This window comes from Chelativorans sp. M5D2P16, from assembly GCF_034427935.1.
Classification (GTDB): Bacteria; Pseudomonadota; Alphaproteobacteria; order Rhizobiales; family Rhizobiaceae; genus Chelativorans.
This window is the reverse complement of record NZ_JAXQNM010000013.1, coordinates 225,463-245,275: the sequence shown is the minus strand read 5'-3', so window position 1 is coordinate 245,275 and position 19,813 is coordinate 225,463. Positions and strand designations below refer to the sequence as shown.

At 66.2% G+C, this 19,813-nt stretch carries 20 protein-coding genes; 9 read left to right on the top strand and 11 right to left on the bottom strand.

All coding sequences use genetic code 11. The annotated features are described in order from the left end of the window. Complete coding sequence (locus tag SIN08_RS08450; protein ID WP_322451126.1) at positions 1–999, top strand: type II secretion system F family protein; 999 nt, start codon at positions 1–3, stop codon at positions 997–999. Positions 1,000–1,031: 32 nt separating this feature from the next. Here the strand turns inward: SIN08_RS08450 and SIN08_RS08445 are convergent, their stop codons facing one another. Genes SIN08_RS08445 through SIN08_RS08435 form a run of 3 tightly spaced genes read right to left on the bottom strand, consistent with a single transcriptional unit; the run spans position 1,032 to position 3,077 of the window. Then, positions 1,032–1,433 carry a Fur family transcriptional regulator gene (locus SIN08_RS08445; RefSeq protein WP_322451125.1) on the bottom strand — a complete coding sequence of 134 codons (402 nt, stop codon included), beginning with the start codon at positions 1,431–1,433 and terminating at the stop codon, positions 1,032–1,034. Further along, the gene (gene znuB / locus SIN08_RS08440; protein ID WP_322451124.1) at positions 1,430–2,242 is read right to left on the bottom strand and encodes a zinc ABC transporter permease subunit ZnuB; all 813 of its coding nucleotides are present in this window, start codon (positions 2,240–2,242) and stop codon (positions 1,430–1,432) included. Before znuB ends, SIN08_RS08445 begins: the two co-directional genes overlap by 4 nt. Further along, positions 2,232–3,077 (bottom strand): metal ABC transporter ATP-binding protein, encoded by an 846-nt coding sequence (locus SIN08_RS08435; protein ID WP_322451123.1) that lies wholly within the window; start codon positions 3,075–3,077, stop codon positions 2,232–2,234. Before SIN08_RS08435 ends, znuB begins: the two co-directional genes overlap by 11 nt. Before the next feature lie 103 nt (positions 3,078–3,180). On the opposite strand from SIN08_RS08435, the gene SIN08_RS08430 reads away from it, so the two are divergent. Continuing rightward, positions 3,181–4,311 carry a zinc ABC transporter substrate-binding protein gene (locus SIN08_RS08430; protein WP_322451122.1) on the top strand — a complete coding sequence of 377 codons (1,131 nt, stop codon included), beginning with the start codon at positions 3,181–3,183 and terminating at the stop codon, positions 4,309–4,311. Between the two features lie 108 nt (positions 4,312–4,419). Beyond that, positions 4,420–5,631 carry a zinc metallochaperone AztD gene (gene aztD / locus SIN08_RS08425; protein ID WP_322451121.1) on the top strand — a complete coding sequence of 404 codons (1,212 nt, stop codon included), beginning with the start codon at positions 4,420–4,422 and terminating at the stop codon, positions 5,629–5,631. A 42-nt stretch (positions 5,632–5,673) separates the two neighbouring features. Here the strand turns inward: aztD and SIN08_RS08420 are convergent, their stop codons facing one another. Next, on the bottom strand, positions 5,674–5,871 hold the full coding sequence (locus SIN08_RS08420; protein ID WP_322451120.1) for a CsbD family protein: 198 nt from the start codon (positions 5,869–5,871) through the stop codon (positions 5,674–5,676). A 111-nt stretch (positions 5,872–5,982) separates the two neighbouring features. Between SIN08_RS08420 and SIN08_RS08415 the strand changes: the two genes are divergently transcribed. Continuing rightward, a complete protein-coding gene (locus SIN08_RS08415) occupies positions 5,983–7,368 on the top strand; it encodes a cytochrome P450 (RefSeq protein ID WP_322451119.1) in 1,386 nt (461 codons plus the stop codon). A 5-nt stretch (positions 7,369–7,373) separates the two neighbouring features. Here the strand turns inward: SIN08_RS08415 and SIN08_RS08410 are convergent, their stop codons facing one another. Together SIN08_RS08410 and rsmI are read right to left on the bottom strand one after the other, a co-directional pair. Then, positions 7,374–7,748: a YraN family protein gene (locus SIN08_RS08410; RefSeq protein ID WP_322451118.1), complete on the bottom strand. Its 375-nt coding sequence runs from the start codon at positions 7,746–7,748 to the stop codon at positions 7,374–7,376. Further along, positions 7,741–8,643, bottom strand: coding sequence for a 16S rRNA (cytidine(1402)-2'-O)-methyltransferase (gene rsmI / locus SIN08_RS08405; protein ID WP_416208041.1), 903 nt, complete (start codon positions 8,641–8,643; stop codon positions 7,741–7,743). Before rsmI ends, SIN08_RS08410 begins: the two co-directional genes overlap by 8 nt. A 114-nt stretch (positions 8,644–8,757) precedes the next feature. Here rsmI and SIN08_RS08400 point away from each other — a divergent pair, with 114 nt between their 5' ends. Beyond that, a complete protein-coding gene (locus tag SIN08_RS08400; RefSeq protein WP_322451116.1) occupies positions 8,758–9,957 on the top strand; it encodes a penicillin-binding protein activator in 1,200 nt (399 codons plus the stop codon). A 30-nt stretch (positions 9,958–9,987) separates the two neighbouring features. Here the strand turns inward: SIN08_RS08400 and hemW are convergent, their stop codons facing one another. Genes hemW through rph form a run of 4 tightly spaced genes read right to left on the bottom strand, consistent with a single transcriptional unit; the run spans position 9,988 to position 12,933 of the window. Then, entirely contained in the window at positions 9,988–11,151 is a 1,164-nt protein-coding gene (hemW, locus tag SIN08_RS08395; RefSeq protein WP_322451115.1) for a radical SAM family heme chaperone HemW, read from the bottom strand. Further along, positions 11,148–11,795 (bottom strand): non-canonical purine NTP pyrophosphatase, encoded by a 648-nt coding sequence (locus SIN08_RS08390; protein WP_322451114.1) that lies wholly within the window; start codon positions 11,793–11,795, stop codon positions 11,148–11,150. Before SIN08_RS08390 ends, hemW begins: the two co-directional genes overlap by 4 nt. Continuing rightward, positions 11,792–12,205, bottom strand: coding sequence for a VOC family protein (locus SIN08_RS08385; RefSeq protein WP_322451113.1), 414 nt, complete (start codon positions 12,203–12,205; stop codon positions 11,792–11,794). Before SIN08_RS08385 ends, SIN08_RS08390 begins: the two co-directional genes overlap by 4 nt. A gap of 11 nt (positions 12,206–12,216) precedes the next feature. Beyond that, positions 12,217–12,933, bottom strand: coding sequence for a ribonuclease PH (gene rph, locus SIN08_RS08380; RefSeq protein WP_322451112.1), 717 nt, complete (start codon positions 12,931–12,933; stop codon positions 12,217–12,219). Between the two features lie 162 nt (positions 12,934–13,095). Here rph and hrcA point away from each other — a divergent pair, with 162 nt between their 5' ends. The 3 genes from hrcA (at position 13,096) to grpE (ending at position 15,252) form a co-directional block, all read left to right on the top strand. Further along, positions 13,096–14,166: a heat-inducible transcriptional repressor HrcA gene (gene hrcA, locus SIN08_RS08375; protein WP_322451111.1), complete on the top strand. Its 1,071-nt coding sequence runs from the start codon at positions 13,096–13,098 to the stop codon at positions 14,164–14,166. Between the two features lie 16 nt (positions 14,167–14,182). Next, the gene (locus SIN08_RS08370) at positions 14,183–14,494 is read left to right on the top strand and encodes a putative quinol monooxygenase (RefSeq protein WP_322451110.1); all 312 of its coding nucleotides are present in this window, start codon (positions 14,183–14,185) and stop codon (positions 14,492–14,494) included. A 77-nt stretch (positions 14,495–14,571) separates the two neighbouring features. After that, a complete protein-coding gene (gene grpE, locus SIN08_RS08365) occupies positions 14,572–15,252 on the top strand; it encodes a nucleotide exchange factor GrpE (protein WP_322451109.1) in 681 nt (226 codons plus the stop codon). 201 nt (positions 15,253–15,453) lie between these two features. Here the strand turns inward: grpE and SIN08_RS08360 are convergent, their stop codons facing one another. Beyond that, entirely contained in the window at positions 15,454–16,446 is a 993-nt protein-coding gene (locus SIN08_RS08360) for an adenosine kinase (RefSeq protein WP_322451108.1), read from the bottom strand. Between the two features lie 429 nt (positions 16,447–16,875). Between SIN08_RS08360 and polA the strand changes: the two genes are divergently transcribed. Beyond that, positions 16,876–19,812 carry a DNA polymerase I gene (gene polA, locus SIN08_RS08355; RefSeq protein WP_322451107.1) on the top strand — a complete coding sequence of 979 codons (2,937 nt, stop codon included), beginning with the start codon at positions 16,876–16,878 and terminating at the stop codon, positions 19,810–19,812. Position 19,813 lies beyond the last annotated feature (1 nt).

Below are 19,813 nucleotides of genomic sequence, written 5' to 3'. Positions count from 1 at the left end.
ATGGCGGAGAACGTCGTCGCGACGATCACCGATCCGAGCTTTCTGATCGCGCTCCTGGTGGCGGTCGCCGTCTTTGCCGCCATCTTCACGCTGCTGCCCGTCTCCGGCGGCGACGTGCTGCGTGCGCGCATGAAGGCCGTTGCGCTGGAGCGGGAGGAACTCAGGGCCAGCCAGCGCGCGCGGCTGGCGGCGGAAGCCGAGCGCCGGCGGCGCGGCGGGCTGCGCCAGGAGCAGTCCGCCGGCATGCGCGATATCGTCGAGCGCCTGGACCTGCGCCGCGCGCTCGCCGACGAGGCGACGGTGAACAAGCTGCGCACGGCGGGTTTCCGCGGGGAGAACCCGCTGACGAAGTTCCTCTTTTTCCGCCTCGTCCTGCCGCTCTTCGGCCTGGCCCTCACCGTCTTCTACATTTATGGCATGGGCGGACTTGCCGAGCAGCCGCTCTTCATCAAGCTCTTCGCCTGCATTCTCGGGGCTTATGCCGGCTTTTACGCACCGGTGCTCTACATCTCCAATAAAGCCGCCAAGCGCAAGCAGTCCATCCAGATCGCCTGGCCGGACGCGCTCGACCTTCTCCTCATCTGCGTGGAATCGGGAATGTCCATGGAGGCGGCCTTCCGCCGGGTCGCGGACGAGATCGGCAGCCAGTCGGTGGCCCTGGCGGAGGAGTTCGTGCTCACCAATGCCGAACTCTCCTTTCTCCAGGAGCGCAGACAGGCCTATGAGAACCTGGCCAGCCGCACCGGCCTGGATTCGGTGAAAAGCGTGATGCAGGCTCTGATCCAGGCCGAGCGCTATGGCACGCCCGTCAGCAATGCCCTGCGTGTGCTCGCCGACGAAAGCCGGCAGATGCGCATGAACGAGGCAGAGAAAAAGGCTGCCGCCCTGCCGCCGAAGCTGACGGTGCCGATGGTTCTGTTTTTCCTGCCCGTGCTCTTCGCCGTCATTCTCGGACCGGTCGGCATCCAACTCGTCGAGGACGGTCTGTTGGGGAATTGAAAGGCGCCGGAACTCGTCCTTTCAAACAATCCTCACGCCGTCTCCGCGCAGGCGGCGCAGTCGCCGCGGATCTCGATGGTCGTCTTGGCGGGCTTGAAACGGTGCGTGCGCACCCATGTGCCCAGCCGCTCCTGCACCGCCGCATCGCAGAATTCATCCACCTTTCCGCATTTTTCGCAGATCGCGAAAGCGATCATCTCGTGGCCGTGCTCGTGCGGCTGACAGCAGGCGACGAAGGCGTTGATGCTCTCCAGTCGATGGACGAGGCCGAAGTCCTGAAGTTTCTCAAGCGCGCGATAGACCTGCAACGGCGCGCGGAACCCCTCCTCGCGTAAGCGGTCGAGAATCGTATAAGCGCTGAGCGGCCCGTCGGCCGCATCCAGCGCCCTGAGCACGAGGGACTGGTTTTTCGTCAGTTCGGGACGCGGATTCATGATGATTGTCCTGTTTCGCGCGCACCGTAGGGTAGCTTGGCGAGGCTGAAAAGGAAGAGGACCAGCGCCGCCACGACGATCGACGGCCCGGAGGGCGTGTCGAACCGCAGAGATGCCGAAAGCCCGCCGACGACCGCCAGCGCGCCGGCGAAGGACGCCGCCACGGCCATGGTTTCAGGCGTGCCGGCAAAACGCCGGGCGGCGGCGGCCGGGATGATCAGCAGCGACGTGATCAAAAGAATGCCGACGATCTTCATGGCTATGGCGATGACCGCGGCCATCAGGAGCATGAAGATGAAGCGCGCGCGCTCCGGCCGCAGGCCCTCGGCCTCGGCGATCTCGGTGTTGACGGTGGCTGCCAGCAGCGGCCGCCAAAGCCAGGCCAGGACGACAAGCACCAGCGCGCCGCCGCCGTAGATCACGGCGATGTCGGCGCGCGAGACGGCCAGGATGTCGCCGAACAGAAAGCCCATCAGGTCAATTCGGATCCAGCTCATGAAGGCCACCATGACGAGGCCGAGTGCGAGGGTGGAATGCGACAGGATGCCGAGCAGCGCGTCGGTCGACAGCGTACCCTGCCTTTGCAGGAACAACAGGGCGATGGAGGCCAGCGCGGCGACGATGAAGACCCCGGCCATCAGGTTGATCTCGAACAGGAAGGCGAGCGCCACGCCGAGGAGCGCCGAGTGGGCCATGGTGTCGCCGAAATAGGCCATGCGCCGCCAGACCACGAAGCACCCGAGCGGCCCGACCGTCAGCGCCAGTCCCACCCCGGCGACCAGCGCGCGTGTGAAGAAGTCATCCAGCACCGTGCTTCTCCCCGGCGGCTTTCTCGTGGGCCGGCGTGTCGCCGTGTCCGTCACAGCCGTCGGTGATGGTGCCGTCGGCCCGCCGCACACGTCCGTCGGCCAGATGGGTGTGGTCGTGGTGGTGGCGGTAGATCGCCAGCGTCTCGCCCGCGCGTGCCCCGAACAGGCGGACATATTCCGGGCTCCTCAGCACGTTCTCCGGCGTGCCCCGGCAGCACACGTGGCCGTTGAGGCAGATCACCGTGTCCGTTTCCGCCATCACCACATGCAGGTCGTGGGAAATCAGAAGAATGCCGCAGCCGGTGCGGTCGCGGATGTCGCTGATGAGCTGGTAAAGGGCGATCTCGCCGGAAAAGTCCACCCCCTGCACTGGCTCGTCGAGCACCAGGAGGTCCGGCTTGCGCGCCAGGGCGCGGGCGAGCAGCGCGCGCTGGAACTCGCCGCCCGAGAGCTTCTGCACCTCGGCACCCGCCAGATGGGCGATGCCGGCCGCCTCAAGGGCCGTATCCACGTCCGCGCGGCCGAGGTGGCCCGTCAGCCGCATCAGGCGCTCCACGCTCAACGGCAGCGTCCAGTCCACCGTCACCTTCTGCGGCACGTATCCGACCTTCAGCCCCGGGGTGCGCCGCACCTCGCCTTCGTCGGGCTTCAAAACGCCGAGGGCGGTCTTGACGGTGGTGCTCTTGCCCGAGCCGTTGGGGCCGATCAGCGTGACGATCTCGCCGCGCCGGACACTCAAATCCACGCCGCGGACCAGCCAGCGTCCGTCGCGCCGGATGCCGACATTGTGCATTTCCACCAGGGTGGCCGTGTCTTGCGCTGGAGCCTGCAACATTCATCCCGTGCCTTCTTGCCAACGCATATGGCACACGTTATAGCGTTACGCAATCTGAATGTAATATCATAACATTTGTACACCTGAGACGAGGGATCGCAAGATGATGAAACGCCGCCCGCTGCTTGCCGCTTCGGCACTGGCCACGCTCCTGTGCGCCGAGGCCGCCGCCGCCGAGAACGTCGTCGCCTCGATCAAGCCTGTCCACTCCCTGGTGGCCGCTGTGATGGAGGGCGCAGGCACGCCGGAGCTTCTGGTCAAGGGCGCCGGCTCCCCCCACACATATGCCATGCGGCCGTCCGAGGCCGGCATGCTGGAAGATGCACAGGTGGTCTTCTGGGTCGGTCCCGGACTCGAGATCTTCCTGGACGACGCTCTGGATTCCCTGGCCGCCGACGCGCGCGTGGTCGCCCTTGCCGAGGCCCCGGGCGTGACCCTGCTCGACCAGCGCGAGGGCGGCCCCTTCGAGGCGCACAGCCACGACGACCATGACGGCCATGATCGCCATCAGGACGAGCATGCTCACGCGGAAGGAGAGGAGCACCACGCGCATGAGGACGAGCACGGCGATCATGCCGGCCACGACCACCATGATGACGGGCATGCCCACGCGGGAGAGGAGGAGCATCACGCGGCGCACGGCGATCACGATGAGGACCACGCGCATGAGGATGAGCATGGCGGTCATGCCGGTCACGACCACGCCCATGGCGGGTTCGACCTGCACCTCTGGCTCGATCCCGAGAATGCCCGCGAGATGACGAGGCAGATCGCCGCGACGCTCGCCCAGGCGGATCCGGACAATGCGGCGATCTACGAACGCAACGCCGATGCCCTCGACGCCCGCTTCGACGCGCTGATCGCCGAGACGAACGAAAAGCTCGCCGACGTTCGCCACAAGCCGTTCGTGGTCTTCCACGATGCCTACCAGTATTTCGAGCAGCGCTTCGACATTCCCGCCGCCGGCTCGATCACCGTCAGCCCGGACGCGCTGCCCGGCGCGCGCCGGCTCGGCGAAATCCGGGACAAGATCACCGAGCTCGGCGCGGCCTGCGTCTTCTCCGAGCCGCAGTTCGAGCCGAAGCTCGTCAACGTTGTGACGGAGGGAACCAACGCCCATTCCGGCGTTCTCGATCCGCTGGGCGCCGAAATCGAGGACGGGCCGGAACTCTATTTCACCCTCGTCGGCAATATGGCCGATTCACTCTCCGGCTGTCTGTCGGACGGCGCATAGCGCATCCTCGATCCTTGGCGGCGTCGTCCCCGCCGACTCCCGACCGGCCGCGATGGCCGGTCTTTTTCGGCGCAGAATAGTAATGTTATTACATATGGAGGTATCAGGATGAGAAAGAACCGAGGGGCACTGTCCGGCATCGGGCTGGCGGCTGTCCTGGCGCTCGGCCCCGCCCAGGCTGCCGATGGGGCCGAGAATGTCTGGCGACTTTTCGTCGCCGATCGCAACGAGCCCGTCATGCATGTGCTCGACGCGGCGAGCGGCGAGACGATCGAAAGCTTCACGCTCGAGAGCCAGGGCCGGCTTTATGCCAGCGAGAGCGGCGAGACAGTTTTCGCCGTCCAGGCCGACGGCAACGTCGCGGCCGCGTTTTCGACCGGTATCGCAGAGGACGACCACGGAGATCACGCCGATCTCGACGTCACCGCGCCCAAGGCGCTCGATGCGAAGATCGCCGGCGAAAAGCCCGTTCATTTCGTCGCCCATCACGGGGAGATCGCGATCTTTTTCGACGGTGAGGGCGTGGCACGGGTCGTCAGGGAAGCCGAACTTGCCGCCGGCGGCATGCAGCAGCGTCTGGTCGAGACCGCCGATCCGCACCATGGCATCGCCATCCCCATGGGCGCTTACACCATCGTCTCGGTACCCGACGGAGAGGATCCGTCGAGGCTGCCCGTCGGCGTGCGCGTGCTGGACGCCGATGGGCAGCCTGTCGGAGAAATCGCCGAATGTCCGGGGCTTCACGGGGAGGCCGCCTCAGGACGCGTCGTCGCCATCGCCTGCGACACCGGCCTCCTCATCGTCCGCGCACCGGGCGGCACGCCGGAAATCGACCATCTCGCCTATGACGCGTCGCTCCCCGAGGACGCCAAGGTATCAACGCTCGTCGGCGGCAGGGGGCTTCAATATTTCCTGGGAAATTTCGGCAGCTCGGCCGTCGTGCTCATCGATCCGGAGGACGAGACTCCCTTCCGGCTGATCGAATTGCCGCTGCGGCGCGTGCACTTCGCCGTCGATCCCGTGCAGGCGAAATTCGCTTATGCCCTTACCGAGGACGGCCGCCTGCACCAGATCGACGTGCTGGCCGGCGAAATCGTCAAGTCGGCCGCCGTCACCGAGCCCTATTCCATGGACGGGCACTGGAACGATCCGCGCCCGCGCATCGCGGTGGCGGGGGACGAGGTGATCGTCACCGATCCGCTGAACGGCGTCCTTCACGCGCTGGATACGCGCTCCCTCGAAGAGACCCGGGAAATCCCGCTGGCGGGAGCGCCTTATGAGATCGTCGCCGTCGGCGGCTCGGGCGCGGTCCACGATTGAAAAAGGGTTTGCCCTGCGGCGCTAGCGCCGCAGGGCCTTTGCTCAGTGCCGGGCGAGCCAGTCGTCGACCTCTCGCTCGGCGTCTTCCTTTGCCTTCCCGTAGCGCTCCTGGATGCGCCCGACCAGTTCTTCGCGGTTCCCGGCGACGACGTCGAGGTCGTCATCCGTCAGCTTGCCCCATTGCTGCTGGGCCTGACCCTTGAATTGCTTCCAATTGCCTTTGACCTGTTCCCAGTTCATGCGCGTTGCTCCATTGTTCACTGTGTCCAGCAACGCTTTGGTCCGCACGGCGGTTCCGGAGGATGCGGACAGATTGAACAGGTGCCCGCAAGGACATAGTTATACCGGCAAATGGATATCCCGGCAGAGACCTCGCCCGCCTCCTTCCGGCCGCCGGCGCCCAGCCCGCGGCAGAAGCCGCCTTCGACCCTGCAGATGATGCGGATCGTCTACCGCAATCCGCTGGAACTGTGGGGCGAGCCGTCCTACAACGAGCCTTGGATCTCCATCTCCGGCGGCATCGGCGGTCCGCTGCTGATCGCCAACGATCCCGGCCTGATCCGCCACGTGCTGGTGGACAACGCGAAAAACTACAAAATGGCGCGTGTGCGCCAGAAGATCCTGCGCCCCATCCTGCGCGACGGGCTTCTGACGGCGGAAGGGGATGTCTGGCGCCGTTCGCGCAAGGCGATGGCGCCCGTCTTCACGCCGCGCCATATCGCCGGCTTCGCCCGCCCTATGCTGGTGCAGGCGGAGGCATTCGCGAAGCGCTACGAAGAGAAGATCGGCGGCACGGTCGACGTCTCGCGCGACATGACCATGCTCACCTTCGACATCCTTGCCGAGACGCTGTTTTCCGGCGAGGTCGCCGGGGAGCCGGACGGTTTCGCCCGCCAGGTGGACCGGCTTTTCGAGACGATGGGCCGCGTCGACCCGCTGGATCTCCTCGGCGCGCCCGACTGGCTGCCGCGCATCACGCGAATCCTCGGCCGCAATTCGCTCGCCTTCTTCCGCGACATCGTCGCGCGCACCATGGAAATGCGGAAGGAGAAGCTGGCACGCGAGGGCGCGGCGCCGGAGGATTTCCTGACCCTGCTCCTCAGAGCCGAAGGGCCGGACGGGCTGACGCGCCAGGAGATCTCCGACAATATCATCACCTTCATCGGCGCCGGCCACGAGACCACGGCCCGTGCGCTCGGCTGGACGTTCTATTGCCTTGCGAACCTGCCGGAAGAGCGCGCGCGCATCGAGGCGGAGATCGATGCCGTGCTTGCCGCCGAACCCGACCCGGTGAAGTGGCTGGATTCGATGCCGCGCGCCCGCGCCGCTTTCGAGGAGGCGATGCGGCTCTACCCGCCCGCACCTTCCATCAATCGTGAGGCGGTCGAGGCCGACGCCTATGCGGATCTGGAGATTCCCCGGGGCATGCAGGTGCTCGTCATGCCCTGGACGGTGCACCGCCACCGCAAGCTGTGGGACGATCCGGAAGCCTACCGCCCCGCCCGCTTTCATCCCGAAAACCGCGAGGCGATCGGCCGCTTCCAGTATCTCCCCTTCGGCGCCGGCCCGCGCGTTTGCATCGGTGCCGGTTTCGCCATGCAGGAAGCCGTGATCGCCATGGCGGTGCTCATGTCGCGCTACCGCTTCGACCTTTTGCCCGAAACGAATCCATGGCCGGTGCAGAAGCTTACGACACAACCGCAAGGTGGCCTGCCCATGCGGGTGAGCCGGCGGTAAGGCGATCAGTGACAGGGCGTGTAGATATTCTCGACATGCACCGGCCAGCGCCGCGGCAGCACCGCTATCAGATCATAGCGCACGCTCAGCCGCCCGAAATCGGGCTGGCGCGCAAGCCAGAGGTCGGCCGCCCCGTCGATGCGCTTCTGCGCAAACGGTCCCACGGCTTCCATCGCCTGTTCGAGTGTCGGCCGCGCCTTCACCTCGACGATGGCAATAAGCCGGCCGCGCCGGGCGATCAGGTCGATCTCGCCGAGCGGCGTGCGGAAACGGCGCGCCACGATGCGGTAGCCCTTCAGCATCAGCGCCAGCGCGGCGAGCCATTCGCCACGATGGCCTTTCCTATAGGCGCGTCGCCGCTTCTCGAGTGCGTCAGCCATCGTCGCCGGCCTTCTTGAGCGCCAGCAGCCGCTGATAGAGGTCGGATTTCTTCGTCCCGGTCATGCGCGCCGCCTCGCCGGCCGCCTTGGACGCCGCCATCTCGGTGGAGAGCGCCAGGAGCAGACGGTCGGTCTCGTCGGCGTCCCTGGGCACTTCCAGCGGCGGGGCCACGCACACCACCACCTCGCCGCGCGGCGCGCCGGCGGCCTCGTAATGGGCGGCAAGTTCGACGAGCGTTCCCCGTCGAACCTCCTCGAAGGCCTTGGTCAACTCACGTGCCACCACGGCTTCCCGGTCACCGAGCATTTCGGCCATTGCGGCAAGGCTCGCCGCCAGCCGGCGTGGCGATTCGAAGAAGACGAGTAGGGAGGAAACCGTGGCGAGTGCTTCCAGGCGGCTTTTGCGTTGCCCCGCTTTGGTAGATAAAAAGCCGGCAAATAAAAATGAATCCGTCGGAAGCCCGGATGCCGTCAGCGCCGCCAGCACGGCGGAAGGGCCGGGCACCGGCACCACGCGCACGCCCTTTTCCTGCGCCGCCCGTACGAGCCGGAAGCCGGGATCGGAGACGAGCGGGGTGCCGGCGTCGCTGGCGAGCGCGACACTTTTGCCTTCCGCGATCGCGGCGATCAGCCCCGGTGCGGCCTGGGCTTCGTTATGTTCGTGATAGGCCGTCATGCGCCGGCGGATGCCGTAGCGCTCCAGAAGCACGCGGGTGACCCGCGTGTCCTCGCAGGCCAGGATGTCGGCGGCGGCGAGCGTTTCCAGCGCGCGCAGCGTGATGTCGGAGAGATTGCCGATCGGCGTGGCGACAAGATAGAGCGCCGGCTCAAGCGGCGGCGCCGCGATCTCTGCGCCGCCGATCACGAAACGCCCCTGCCTGCCGGATTCCTCGATTTTCACGCCTCACCTTCTTTGCGGCAATTGCGCACCGCGCACCCAACGTCTTTGACATGGCGGACGGGCGGTTGCAAATTCCGCGCCTTCGGATGCGAAGACAGGGGCGGACAGGTGAGCTTTTTCAAGGGCGGGTTCTTTGCACGGGCGGTCTCGGCCCTCCTCCTGGCGGTTTTTCTGACCGCGTGCGGCATGCAGCACGTCCCGTCCGGGTTGCCCGTGCCGCAGCCGGGCATCGATCCCGGATCCGGGCTGCCGCAGGCCGTGCAGGGTGAAACTATCGGCAATGGCGAGACACGGCTTGCGCTTCTCCTGCCGCTCAGCGGTGAAGGCAACGGCGCCCGCGTGGCGGCCGAACTGAGAAACGCCGCGCAGATGGCGGTGGACGACGCCGGCGCCGATTCGCTCCAGATCGTCGTCAAGGATACGGCGGGAACGGAAGCCGGCGCCGCTGCCGCCGCACAAAGCGCGGCGGCCGAAGGTGCCGCACTGGTGCTGGGGCCGCTCTTTGCGCCCAATGTGCGGCAGGTCGCCTCGGTCCTCTCCCCCCGGCGTATCCCGGTCATGGCCTTTTCATCGGACCGAAGGGTGGCCGCGCCCGGCGTCTACCTCAATTCCTATCTGCCCGGCGGGCTTGTCGATCGGATCCTGACCTATGCCGTCGGGCAGGGATTTACGAAAGTGGTCGCCATCGTGCCGAACGGCGCGGCCGGCGACCTTGCCGAGACGGAGGCGCGCCGCACCTTGCAGGGCCATGGCGGCGAACTGGTGGCGCTCGCCCGATACGACTATGACGGCGCCTCGCTCCAGGCAGCGGTGCGGGAGGTGGCGGTGGCGGTCGATCAGGCGGACGCCGTCTTCCTGCCCGACGGCGGCGACGCTCCCGGCGCCGTCGCGTCCACGCTCACGTCCCTGGGCGTCGATCTTTCGGGCAAGAAGCTGCTCGGCACCGGGCAGTGGGCAAGCGCCGACCTTTCCGATCCGTCCCTTCAGGGCGCCTGGTTCGCCGACACCGACCACGCGCGGCTGGAGGCATACAAGCGCAAATACGCGCAACGCTTCGGCGCCGAGCCGTCCGTCACCTCGGCGCTCGCCTATGATGCGGTCATTCTCGCGGCACGACTGGCCCGACAAGGCGGTGCGGCTGCGTTCACCCCTGCCAATCTGCAGGTCGCAACCGGTTATGCCGGCTATACTGGCACCTTTCGCTTCCGCGCCGACGGCACGACGGAACGCAATTATGCGGTCTACGAGGTGGCCGACGGCCAAGCCCGTCTCTTGAGCCCCGCATCGGGGAACTTCGCCGGGTTCTGAAGGCGCTCGGACGGAAGGAAAACCCCGGCGTCACCGCGCAAGGTCGGCCACCAGCGCGTCGAGCACCGCCATGCCCGCCGGGGTCGCCCTCAGGCGGGAATTGCCGACCGGCGCCACCAGCCCTTCCTCGCGCAGGAGCGCCACGCGTTCGGGCGCCAGCGCGCGGCCGGAAAGCTGTGCATAACGTTCAAGGTCGATCCCTTCGGCAAGCCGCAGTCCCATCAGCAGGAACTCGTCCGCCTCTTCCGTGCGCGACAGCACCTCGCCGCCCGTCACGCCGGTGTTCTTCCGTTCCACCAGGTCCAGCCAGGTTTCCGGATGCCTCTCGGTGAAGGTGACGACGCGCCGGCCGTTCTCGACGAAGCGCCCGTGCGCCCCCGGCCCTGCGCCGACATATTCCCCGTAGCGCCAGTAGATCAGGTTGTGCCGGCTCTCCGCTCCCGGCCGGGCGTGGTTGGAGATTTCGTAGGCCGGCAGGCCGCTGGCCGCCGTCACCTCCTGGGTCGCCTCGTAGAGGTCGGCGGCGCGGTCCGCATCCGGTACCGCCAGCCTGCCCGCCTTGTGCAGCGCATAGAACGGCGTGCCGTCCTCGAGGGTGAGCTGATAGAGCGACAGGTGGTCGGCCGCATGGCCGATGGCGCCCTCGAGCTCCGCCCGCCAGGCCTCGACGGTCTGCCCGGGCCGCGCATAGATGAGGTCGAAGGACAGGCGCGGAAAGATCTCGCGGGCAAGGCGCACGGCGGCAAGCGCCTCCTCGACCGTATGCAGCCGTCCGAGGAAGCGCAGGTCGCGGTCGTCCAAGGCCTGCACGCCGAGCGAGACGCGGTCGACCCCGGCGGCGCGATAGCCGCGGAAGCGCTCCGCCTCCACCGAGGAGGGGTTGGCCTCCAGGGTGATTTCCACGCCGTCCGGCACGGTCCAGTGCCCCGCCACCGCTTCGAGGATCGCGCCGACCGTTTCCGGCGCCATCAGGGACGGTGTGCCGCCGCCGAGAAAGATGCTGGAGACGGTGCGCGGGCCGGTGCGTTCGCGCATGGCGGCAAGCTCGCGCCGAAAGGCGGCGGCGAAGCGCTGTTGGTCCACCGGCTGGTGGCGCACATGGCTGTTGAAGTCGCAGTAGGGGCACTTGGCCGCGCAGAACGGCCAGTGCACGTAGACGCCGAAGCCGGGACCGTCCGCCAGGCCCGGTGTCATACAACCCCCAGCCGCGCCCGGGCGAAGCTCCTGAACGCCCGCGCGCGATGCGACAGCGCCTCTGCGTGCCCCGGCTTCCAGCCATGTTTTTCCTCGGCGGTCATTTCGCCGAAAGTCCGTTCACGACCGTCAGGCTGGAAGACAGGATCGTAGCCGAAGCCGAGGTTCCCGCGCGGCGGCCAGATGAGGTGGCCTGGCGCCTCGCCGCGGTAGTATTCCGCCTCGCCATCGGGAAAGCACAGGCACAGGACCGCGACGAAACGCGCCCGCCGTTGATCAGGCGTCGACGCGCCCTTTTCCCGTAGAAGCGTTTCGACCTTCTCCATCGCGACGTAAAAATCGCGGCTGCCGTCGGAAAGGGTTGCCCAGTCGGCCGTGTGGACGCCCGGCCGGCCGTCCAGCGCCTCGGCGCACATGCCCGAATCGTCGGAAAGGGCCGGCAGCCCGGTCGCCTTGGCGGCGGCGAACGCCTTGATATAGGCGTTTTCCTCGAAGGTGGTGCCGGTCTCCTCCGGCTCCGGCAGACCCAGCTCCCCGGCCGAATGCACCTCGTAGCCGAAGGGCGCCAGGAGCCCGTCGAACTCGCCGAGCTTGCCCGCATTGTGGCTGGCCAGAACGAATCTCCTGCCGTCGATCGCTCTCACGAGATCCCCCAGATGCGCGGTTCGGCGAATTCCAGGGAGTTGCCGAACGGGTCACGAAAATAGATGGAACGGCCCCCTTTCGGCCATTCGAAATCGGCCTCGATAGCGATGCCTTGCGCCTCGAGATGCTTTCTCCAGGCTTCGATCTCCTCGGCGCCGGCCGAAAAGCACAGGTGCCCCGGACCGCGCGCGCCGTGCGGCGGCACCGGAAGCCGCGCATCGGGCGGCGGCGGAATTTCCGTAGCATCGGGGTCGAACAGAAGGACCACCGCATTCCCGCAGCGGAAGAAGACGTGCCGCCCTTCGACCTTCGTTATGCGCTCCAGGCCGAGTATATCGCCGTAGAAGCGCTCGGCCTCCTCAAGGTCGCTCACATAAAGCGCCGCTTCGAGTATGCCCGCCGGCTTCATCGCAAATGCCTCTAGGAAACCGCCATCTTCTGCAGTTCGACCAGCCGGGTAACGCCCTTGCGGGCAAGTCCCAGGAGTTGCATGAACTCGTCCTCCGAGAACGGCGTCCCCTCGGCCGTTCCCTGGATCTCGACGATGCCGCCCTTGCCGGTCATTACGAAATTGGCGTCCGTCTCCGCCGCCGAATCCTCGGCATAATCGAGGTCGAGCACCGGCTGGCCGCCGAAAATCCCGCAGGAGACCGCAGCCACGTGGTCCTTGAGGACGCGTTCGAGCGTGATCATCTGCCGCGTCTGCATCCAGGACAGGCAATCGTGGAGCGCGATGAAGCCCCCGGTGATCGCCGCCGTGCGCGTGCCGCCGTCGGCCTGGAGCACGTCGCAATCGACCGTGATCTGCATTTCGCCCAACGCCTGCAGATCGACAACCGAGCGCAGGCTGCGGCCCACCAGGCGCTGGATCTCCAGCGTGCGGCCGCCCTGTTTTCCGGATGCCGCCTCGCGGCGCATGCGATCGCCCGTCGAGCGTGGCAGCATGCCGTATTCCGCCGTTACCCAGCCCTTGCCCGAGTTGCGCAGCCAGGAGGGCACCCTTTCTTCCAGGCTGGCGGTGCACAGGACCTGCGTGTCGCCGAACCTGACGAGGCAAGAACCCTCCGCATGCCTGGAGATGCCGCGTTCGAAGCTCACGGCGCGCATTTCGTCGGGTTGCCGTCGTGATGGTCGCATGGGTGTCGCTCTCCGGCTTTTGGCTTGATGGCTGGTCGCTCGTGCGCGGCTTTTAGCTTTCCAGGCGGCGCGACGCAAAGGAAAACGGGAATGGGCATGGGTCGTCGCGGCAGTTGTGTTCGTCCCGCCCCTGCTTATATTTCGGGAAGGAGGCAGAGACGCATGACCAAGCCTGTCACGGATCAGAACCTTCAATCCATGGATGCGCGATCGCGCGACATCTTCCGTCTTCTCGTCGAGACCTATCTGCGCGAGGGCGAGCCGGTCGGCTCGCGCAATCTCTCGCGCCTTTTGTCCACACAGCTTTCGCCGGCCACCGTGCGCAACGTGATGAGCGACCTTGAACAGTTGGGTCTCATCTACGCTCCGCATATCTCGTCGGGCCGCCTGCCGACCCAGCAGGGGCTGCGCTTCTTCGTCGACGCCTTCATGGAGATCGGTGACCTGTCGGAAGAAGAACGGCAGGTGATCGAGGCGCAGGTCAGGGCCGCCGGCAAGGGCCAGTCGCTCGAACACATGTTGACCGAAGCCAGCCAGATGCTTTCCGGCCTCTCCCGTGGCGCCGGTGTTGTGCTGGCGGCCAAGACCGAGGCGCCGCTGAAGCATATCGAATTCATCCAGCTCGAACCGACCAAGGCGCTCGCGGTGCTGGTCTCGCAGAACGGAGAGGTGGAGAACCGTGTTCTCGACCTGCCGGCCGGCGTGACCGCTTCGCAGCTCGTCGAGGCCTCGAACTTCCTGAACGCGCATATTCGCGGGCGCACGCTCGCCGAGGCGCGCAACGAGGTCGAGCGGCTCAAGGAGGAGACCCGCGCCGCCCTCGATTCGCTGTCCCAGTCGCTGGTCGAGCAGGGCCTGGCGGTTTGGGCCGGTCAGGACAGCGACGTACCTGCGCGACTGATCGTGCGCGGCCGGGCGAACCTGCTCGAAAACGTCACCGCCCAGGCCGATATCGAGCTCCTGCGCCATCTTTTCCAGGACCTGGAGACCAAGGAGGGCCTGATCCAGCTTCTGGAGTTGGCCGAGGAAGGGCACGGCGTGCGCATTTTCATCGGCTCGGAGAACAAGCTCTTTTCACTCTCCGGCTCGTCGCTGATTGTTGCGCCCTATCACGACCAGGAATCGCGGGTCATCGGCGCGCTCGGCATCATCGGCCCGACGCGGCTCAACTATGCGCGCATCGTGCCGATGGTCGACTATACGGCCCAGCTCGTGGGCCGGCTTTTGCGTTAAGCACGGGGGAGAGGACGTGTTCGGCCTGATTGGAAAGATGCGCGCCCAGCCGGGCAGGCGCGAGGCGCTCATCGCGCTTCTGCTCGACTCCAGCGGAGAGATGCCCGGCTGCCTCAGCTATGTGATCGCCGGCGACGAGCAGGACGAGGACGCGATCTGGATCACGGAGGTCTGGGAGAGCGAAGAAAGCCACAAGGCCTCGCTGTCCCTGCCCCGGGTGCGGGCCGCGATCGAGGAGGCCCGGCCCCTGATCGCCGGCTTCGAAACGCATATCCGCACCGTTCCCATGGGCGGGACGGGACTTCCGCACGCGTCCCGCGGTTCGTAGCAGCCCCTTGATTTTACGGTCCCGAACCTCGATATCCGGCCCGACTATCGCAAGGATAACCGCAAGACGGACAGGCAATGAGTACACACCCCAAGGACGACAACGCACCGCAGAACGCAAACCCCGAGGAAGAGGTTGTCCAGGCTACCGAGGCCGAGGCGGCGCCCGCGGAGGGCGAGGGCAACGAGGCCGGCGTGTCGGAAGAGGATGTCCTCGTGCGCCTAGCCCAGGAGAACGAAGAATTGAAAGAGCGCGCGATGCGGCTAGCCGCGGAAATGGAGAATCTCCGCAAGCGCACCCAGCGCGACGTCGTCGACGCCCGCAATTTCGGCATCGCCAACTTCGCCCGCGACATGCTGACGGTCTCGGACAATCTCCAGCGCGCGCTCGAAGCGGTGCCGGCGGAAGCCCGCGAGAATGCGGAGCCCGGCCTCAAGGCGCTGATAGAGGGCGTCGAGATGACCGAGCGCGCCATGCTGTCGACGCTCGAGCGCCACGGCGTCAAGCGCATCGACCCCCAGGGCGAAAAATTCGACCCGCATTTCCACCAGGCCATGTTCGAGGTCCCGAATCCGGAGGTTCCGGCCAACACGGTGGTGCAGGTGGTGCAGACCGGCTATGTGATCGCAGATCGCGTTCTGCGGCCGGCCATGGTAGGTGTTGCCAAAGGCGGCCCGAAGGGGGAGGCCGCAAATGACCAGCCTGCCAACGGCGAAGACGGTGTTGCCGACACCAATGCCCGAGATTCCGCGTCTTAAGCAGGACCGCAGGTGTTGGCCGCTTTCGGCCAACGTGTGATCGCCCGGGATGACGGCGGGAGGCGACCGTGGCTCAACCTGTCCAGTTCTGGTTGTTCCAGAGAGCAATTCCAGGAAAAGTGGAAGCCGGTTTTCCGTCCGGAATTGCGTGGAATCAAATGGTTAGTTCAATTCACCGTTTCCGCGAAACGGTGAACTGAACTAAAGCAGCCCCGCTTGCTGGGCCGTGTCCTTGAGGCTCGTCTGCAGGCGCGGGCCGATCTGTCCGATGACCTGCGCGGCCGCCAGAGAGCCCAGTCGGGCACAGTCCGCCAGGCCCCGCCCCCGGGTATAGCCGTAGAGGAAGCCGGCGGCGTAAAGGTCGCCGGCGCCGGTGGTGTCGACCACATTGCTCACCGGCATCGCATCCACCGCCACTTTTTCTTCGCGTGTCATTGCGATCGATCCGTTCTCCGAGCGGGTGACGATGGCAAGCCGGCAGTCGGCGCGGATGGCCTCCAGCGCCGTCTCGAAGGAGGCGGTCTGGTAGAGCGACATCAGCTCGTGCTCGTTGGCGAAGACGATGTCCACCGTGCCCGAGCGCATCAGCTCCAGGAACTCCTGGCGATAACGGTCGACGCAGAAGGAGTCGGACAGCGACATGGAAACCTCGCGGCCGGCGGCATGGGCGATCTCGGCCGTCGTGCGGATGGCCTCCTTCGCCCGCGGCGGGTCCCACAGATAGCCCTCGAAATAGGTGACCTTGGCGGCGCGCGCCTTGTCCTCCTCGACATCCTCGGGGCCAAGCTCCACGCAGGCGCCGAGATAGGTGTTCATGGAGCGCTCGCCGTCGGCGGTGACGAAGATCATCGAACGCGCGGTCGGCGGATGGCCCATGAGCGGCCGCGTATCGAAGGCCACTCCCTGGGCGCGGATGTCGTGGGCATAGACCTCGCCCAGATGATCGTTCGAAACCTTGCCGAAGAAGGCCGCCGTGCCGCCCAGCCCGGCCACGCCCGCCGCCGTGTTCCCGGCGCTGCCACCCGAAGTCTCGACGGCAGGGCCCATCCGCTCGTAAAGAAGCGCGGAGCGCTCGACGTCGATCAGGTTCATCGCACCCTTGATGATGTCGTTGTCGACGAGAAACGCTTCGTCGCAGCGGGCGATGATGTCCACGATGGCGTTGCCGATACAAAGCACGTCGAAATCAGGCATGAATATCTCCGATCTGGGCCGGACGGCCGAAGGCAGGATGGGTTTCGGGGGGTTTATCGTTTTGGCCGCACTTTTGCAAAGTCGGGAAGGAGCCCCGCAGCCGGGCAGGCATGCCACAGTACGTAAAAAAGTGCCGCCGTGGCGGAGGGGAAGCCACGGCGGCCTTGCAGTATGTGCGGCAGCCGGAGAGGGGGTAGGCTGCCGCCATATGTCCGGTTCAGGCGGGGGACGGGCCATTCCCGGACTCGGCGGAATATTGCCGATCCCCCATATTTTGTTCGCGAAAACGACTATTCAAGGGCCGGAAGATTACACCTTCGTAATATTTCCGTTACCTCTTGCGGTCGCGTCATGATGTGGCGGCAAGCCGATTTCGCCGAATGTCTAAAGGATGGACAGCGCAGACGCAGCGCGCTACCCGTTTGGCCCATGAAAAAAGGCGATCATCTTTTCCTTGTCGACGGCTCGGGCTACATCTTTCGGGCCTATCATGCCCTCCCCCCCCTGGCCCGCAAATCCGACGGACTGCCGGTCGGCGCCGTGTCGGGCTTCTGCAATATGCTGTGGAAGCTCCTGCGCAATGCGCGCGATACGGATGTCGGCGTCACGCCGACCCATTTCGCCGTCATCTTCGATTATTCCTCCAAGACATTCCGCAACGAGCTCTATCCCGAGTACAAGGCCAACCGCACCGAGCCGCCGGAAGATCTGATCCCGCAATTCGGCCTGATCCGCGAGGCAACGCGGGCCTTCGACCTGCCCTGCATCGAGATGGAGGGCTTCGAGGCCGACGATCTCATCGCCACCTATGCGCGGCTGGCGGTGGAGGCGGGCGGCGATGCCACCATCATCTCCTCCGACAAGGATCTGATGCAGCTCGTGGGGCCGTGCGTGGCCATGTACGATCCCATGAAGGACCGCGAGATCCGCGTGCCCGAAGTGATCGAGAAATTCGGAGTGCCGCCGGCGAAGATGATCGACCTGCAGGCACTGACGGGAGACACGATCGACAACGTGCCCGGCGTACCCGGAATCGGGCCGAAGACGGCGGCGCAGCTTCTCGAAGAATATGGCGATCTCGACACGCTGCTTTCCCGCGCGCACGAGATCAAGCAGAACAAGCGGCGCGAGAACCTGATTACGCATGCCGACAATGCGCGCATCTCGCGCGAGCTCGTGCGGCTGAAGAACGATGTGCCCGTGGATTCGCCGCTCGATTCCCTGGCGCTCAACCCGCCGGACGGGCCGAAGCTGATCGCCTTTCTGAAGACGATGGAATTCTCCTCGCTCACCCGGCGCGTGGCCGAGGCGACCGGTACCGATGCGGGCGAGGTCGAGCCTGCTCCCGTCGCGGTGGAGGCGGGCGGCGCCGTGCACGGACCGGACCTTACCGTGCCTGCCTCCGGGACCGAGGAGCCGGGCGCCGAGGGCGAGGTGGCGCCCGACAGGACCGACGGCGCCGATACGCCGCAGACGCTAGCCAAGAAGCTGGCCGAGGCGGCGGCGGCCGAGCCGATCGACCATTCCGGCTATGTCTGCATTCGCGATCTGGAGACGCTGAACCATTGGGTCGACGAGGCGCGCGATACCGGCCTTCTCGCCTTCGATACCGAGACCTCCTCGCTCGATCCGATGCAGGCGGAGCTGTGCGGTTTTTCGCTTGCCACAGCGCCCGGCCGGGCGGCCTACGTGCCGTTGAATCACAAGAGCGGCAACAGCGACCTTCTGGGCGGCGGGCTTCTCGATGGGCAGATCGAACAGGAGGCGGCACTCGCCGTGCTGCGGCCGCTCCTGCAGGACCCTTCGGTGTTGAAGATCGGCCAGAACCTCAAGTTCGACTGGCTGCTGCTTTACAGGCACGGCATCGACGTGGCGCCTTACGACGACACCATGCTTATCTCCTACGTGCTGGAAGCGGGTATCCAGGCGCACGGCATGGATGCGCTTTCGGAGCGCTGGCTGGGCCACACGCCGCTCTCCTACAAGGACCTGACGGGCTCCGGCCGATCGAAGGTGACCTTCGACATGGTCGACCTCGAGCGTGCCACGACCTATGCCGCCGAGGACGCCGACATCACGCTCCGGCTCTGGAAGGTGCTCAAGCCGCGGCTGGCGGCGAATGGACTCGTCTCCGTCTACGAGCGGCTGGAGCGGCCGATGATTTCGGTCATCGGCCGGATGGAGCACCGCGGCATAACGGTCGACCGGCAGATCCTTTCCCGCATGTCCGGCGATTTTGCGCAGACGGCGGCAGCCATGGAGGAGGAGATATACGAACTCGCCGGCGGCCGCTTCACCATCGGCTCGCCCAAGCAGCTGGGCGAAATCCTCTTCGGGCGGATGGGCCTTCCCGGCGGGGCGAAGACCAAGTCCGGCCAGTGGTCGACCTCCGCGCAGGTGCTCGAGGAACTCGCCGCCGCCGGGCACGAGCTGCCGCGCAAGATCGTCGACTGGCGCCAAGTCACCAAGCTGAAGTCCACCTACACGGACGCGCTCCCCGGCTACATCCATCCCGAGACGGGGCGCGTTCACACTTCCTATTCCCTTGCCTCCACGACGACCGGGCGACTATCCTCCTCCGAGCCCAACCTGCAGAATATCCCGGTGCGGACGCTGGAGGGGCGCAAGATCCGCACGGCCTTCATCGCCGCCGCCGGCCGCAAGCTGATCTCCGCGGACTACAGCCAGATCGAGCTCAGAGTGCTCGCCCACGTGGCCGACATCCCCCAATTGAAGCAGGCCTTCGCCGACGGGCTCGACATCCACGCCATGACCGCCTCGGAAATGTTCGGCGTGCCGGTGGAAGGCATGCCCGGCGAGGTGCGCCGGCGCGCCAAGGCCATCAATTTCGGCATCATCTACGGGATATCGGCGTTCGGACTCGCAAACCAGCTCGCTATCCCGCGCGAGGAGGCCGGCGCCTACATCAAGCGCTATTTCGAGCGCTTTCCAGGGATCCGGGACTACATGGACCGCACCAAGGCCTACTGCCGAGAGAAGGGCTATGTCGAGACGATCTTCGGCCGCCGCGCGCACTATACCGAGATCCGCTCGTCCAACCCCTCCGTGCGCGCCTTCAACGAGCGCGCCGCCATCAATGCGCCGATCCAGGGCTCGGCGGCCGACATCATCCGCCGCGCCATGGCCCGCATGGACGCAGCACTCGCCGACGCCGGGCTCGGCAATGTGGATATGCTCCTGCAGGTGCACGACGAGCTGGTCTTCGAAGCGCCGGAGGAGGCGGTGGAAGCGGCGATCCCCGTCATCCGCACGGTGATGGAGGGCGCGGCCTGGCCCGCCCGCGCCCTGTCGGTGCCGCTGAAGGTGGACGCGCGCGCCGCCGACAATTGGGAAGAGGCGCACTGAG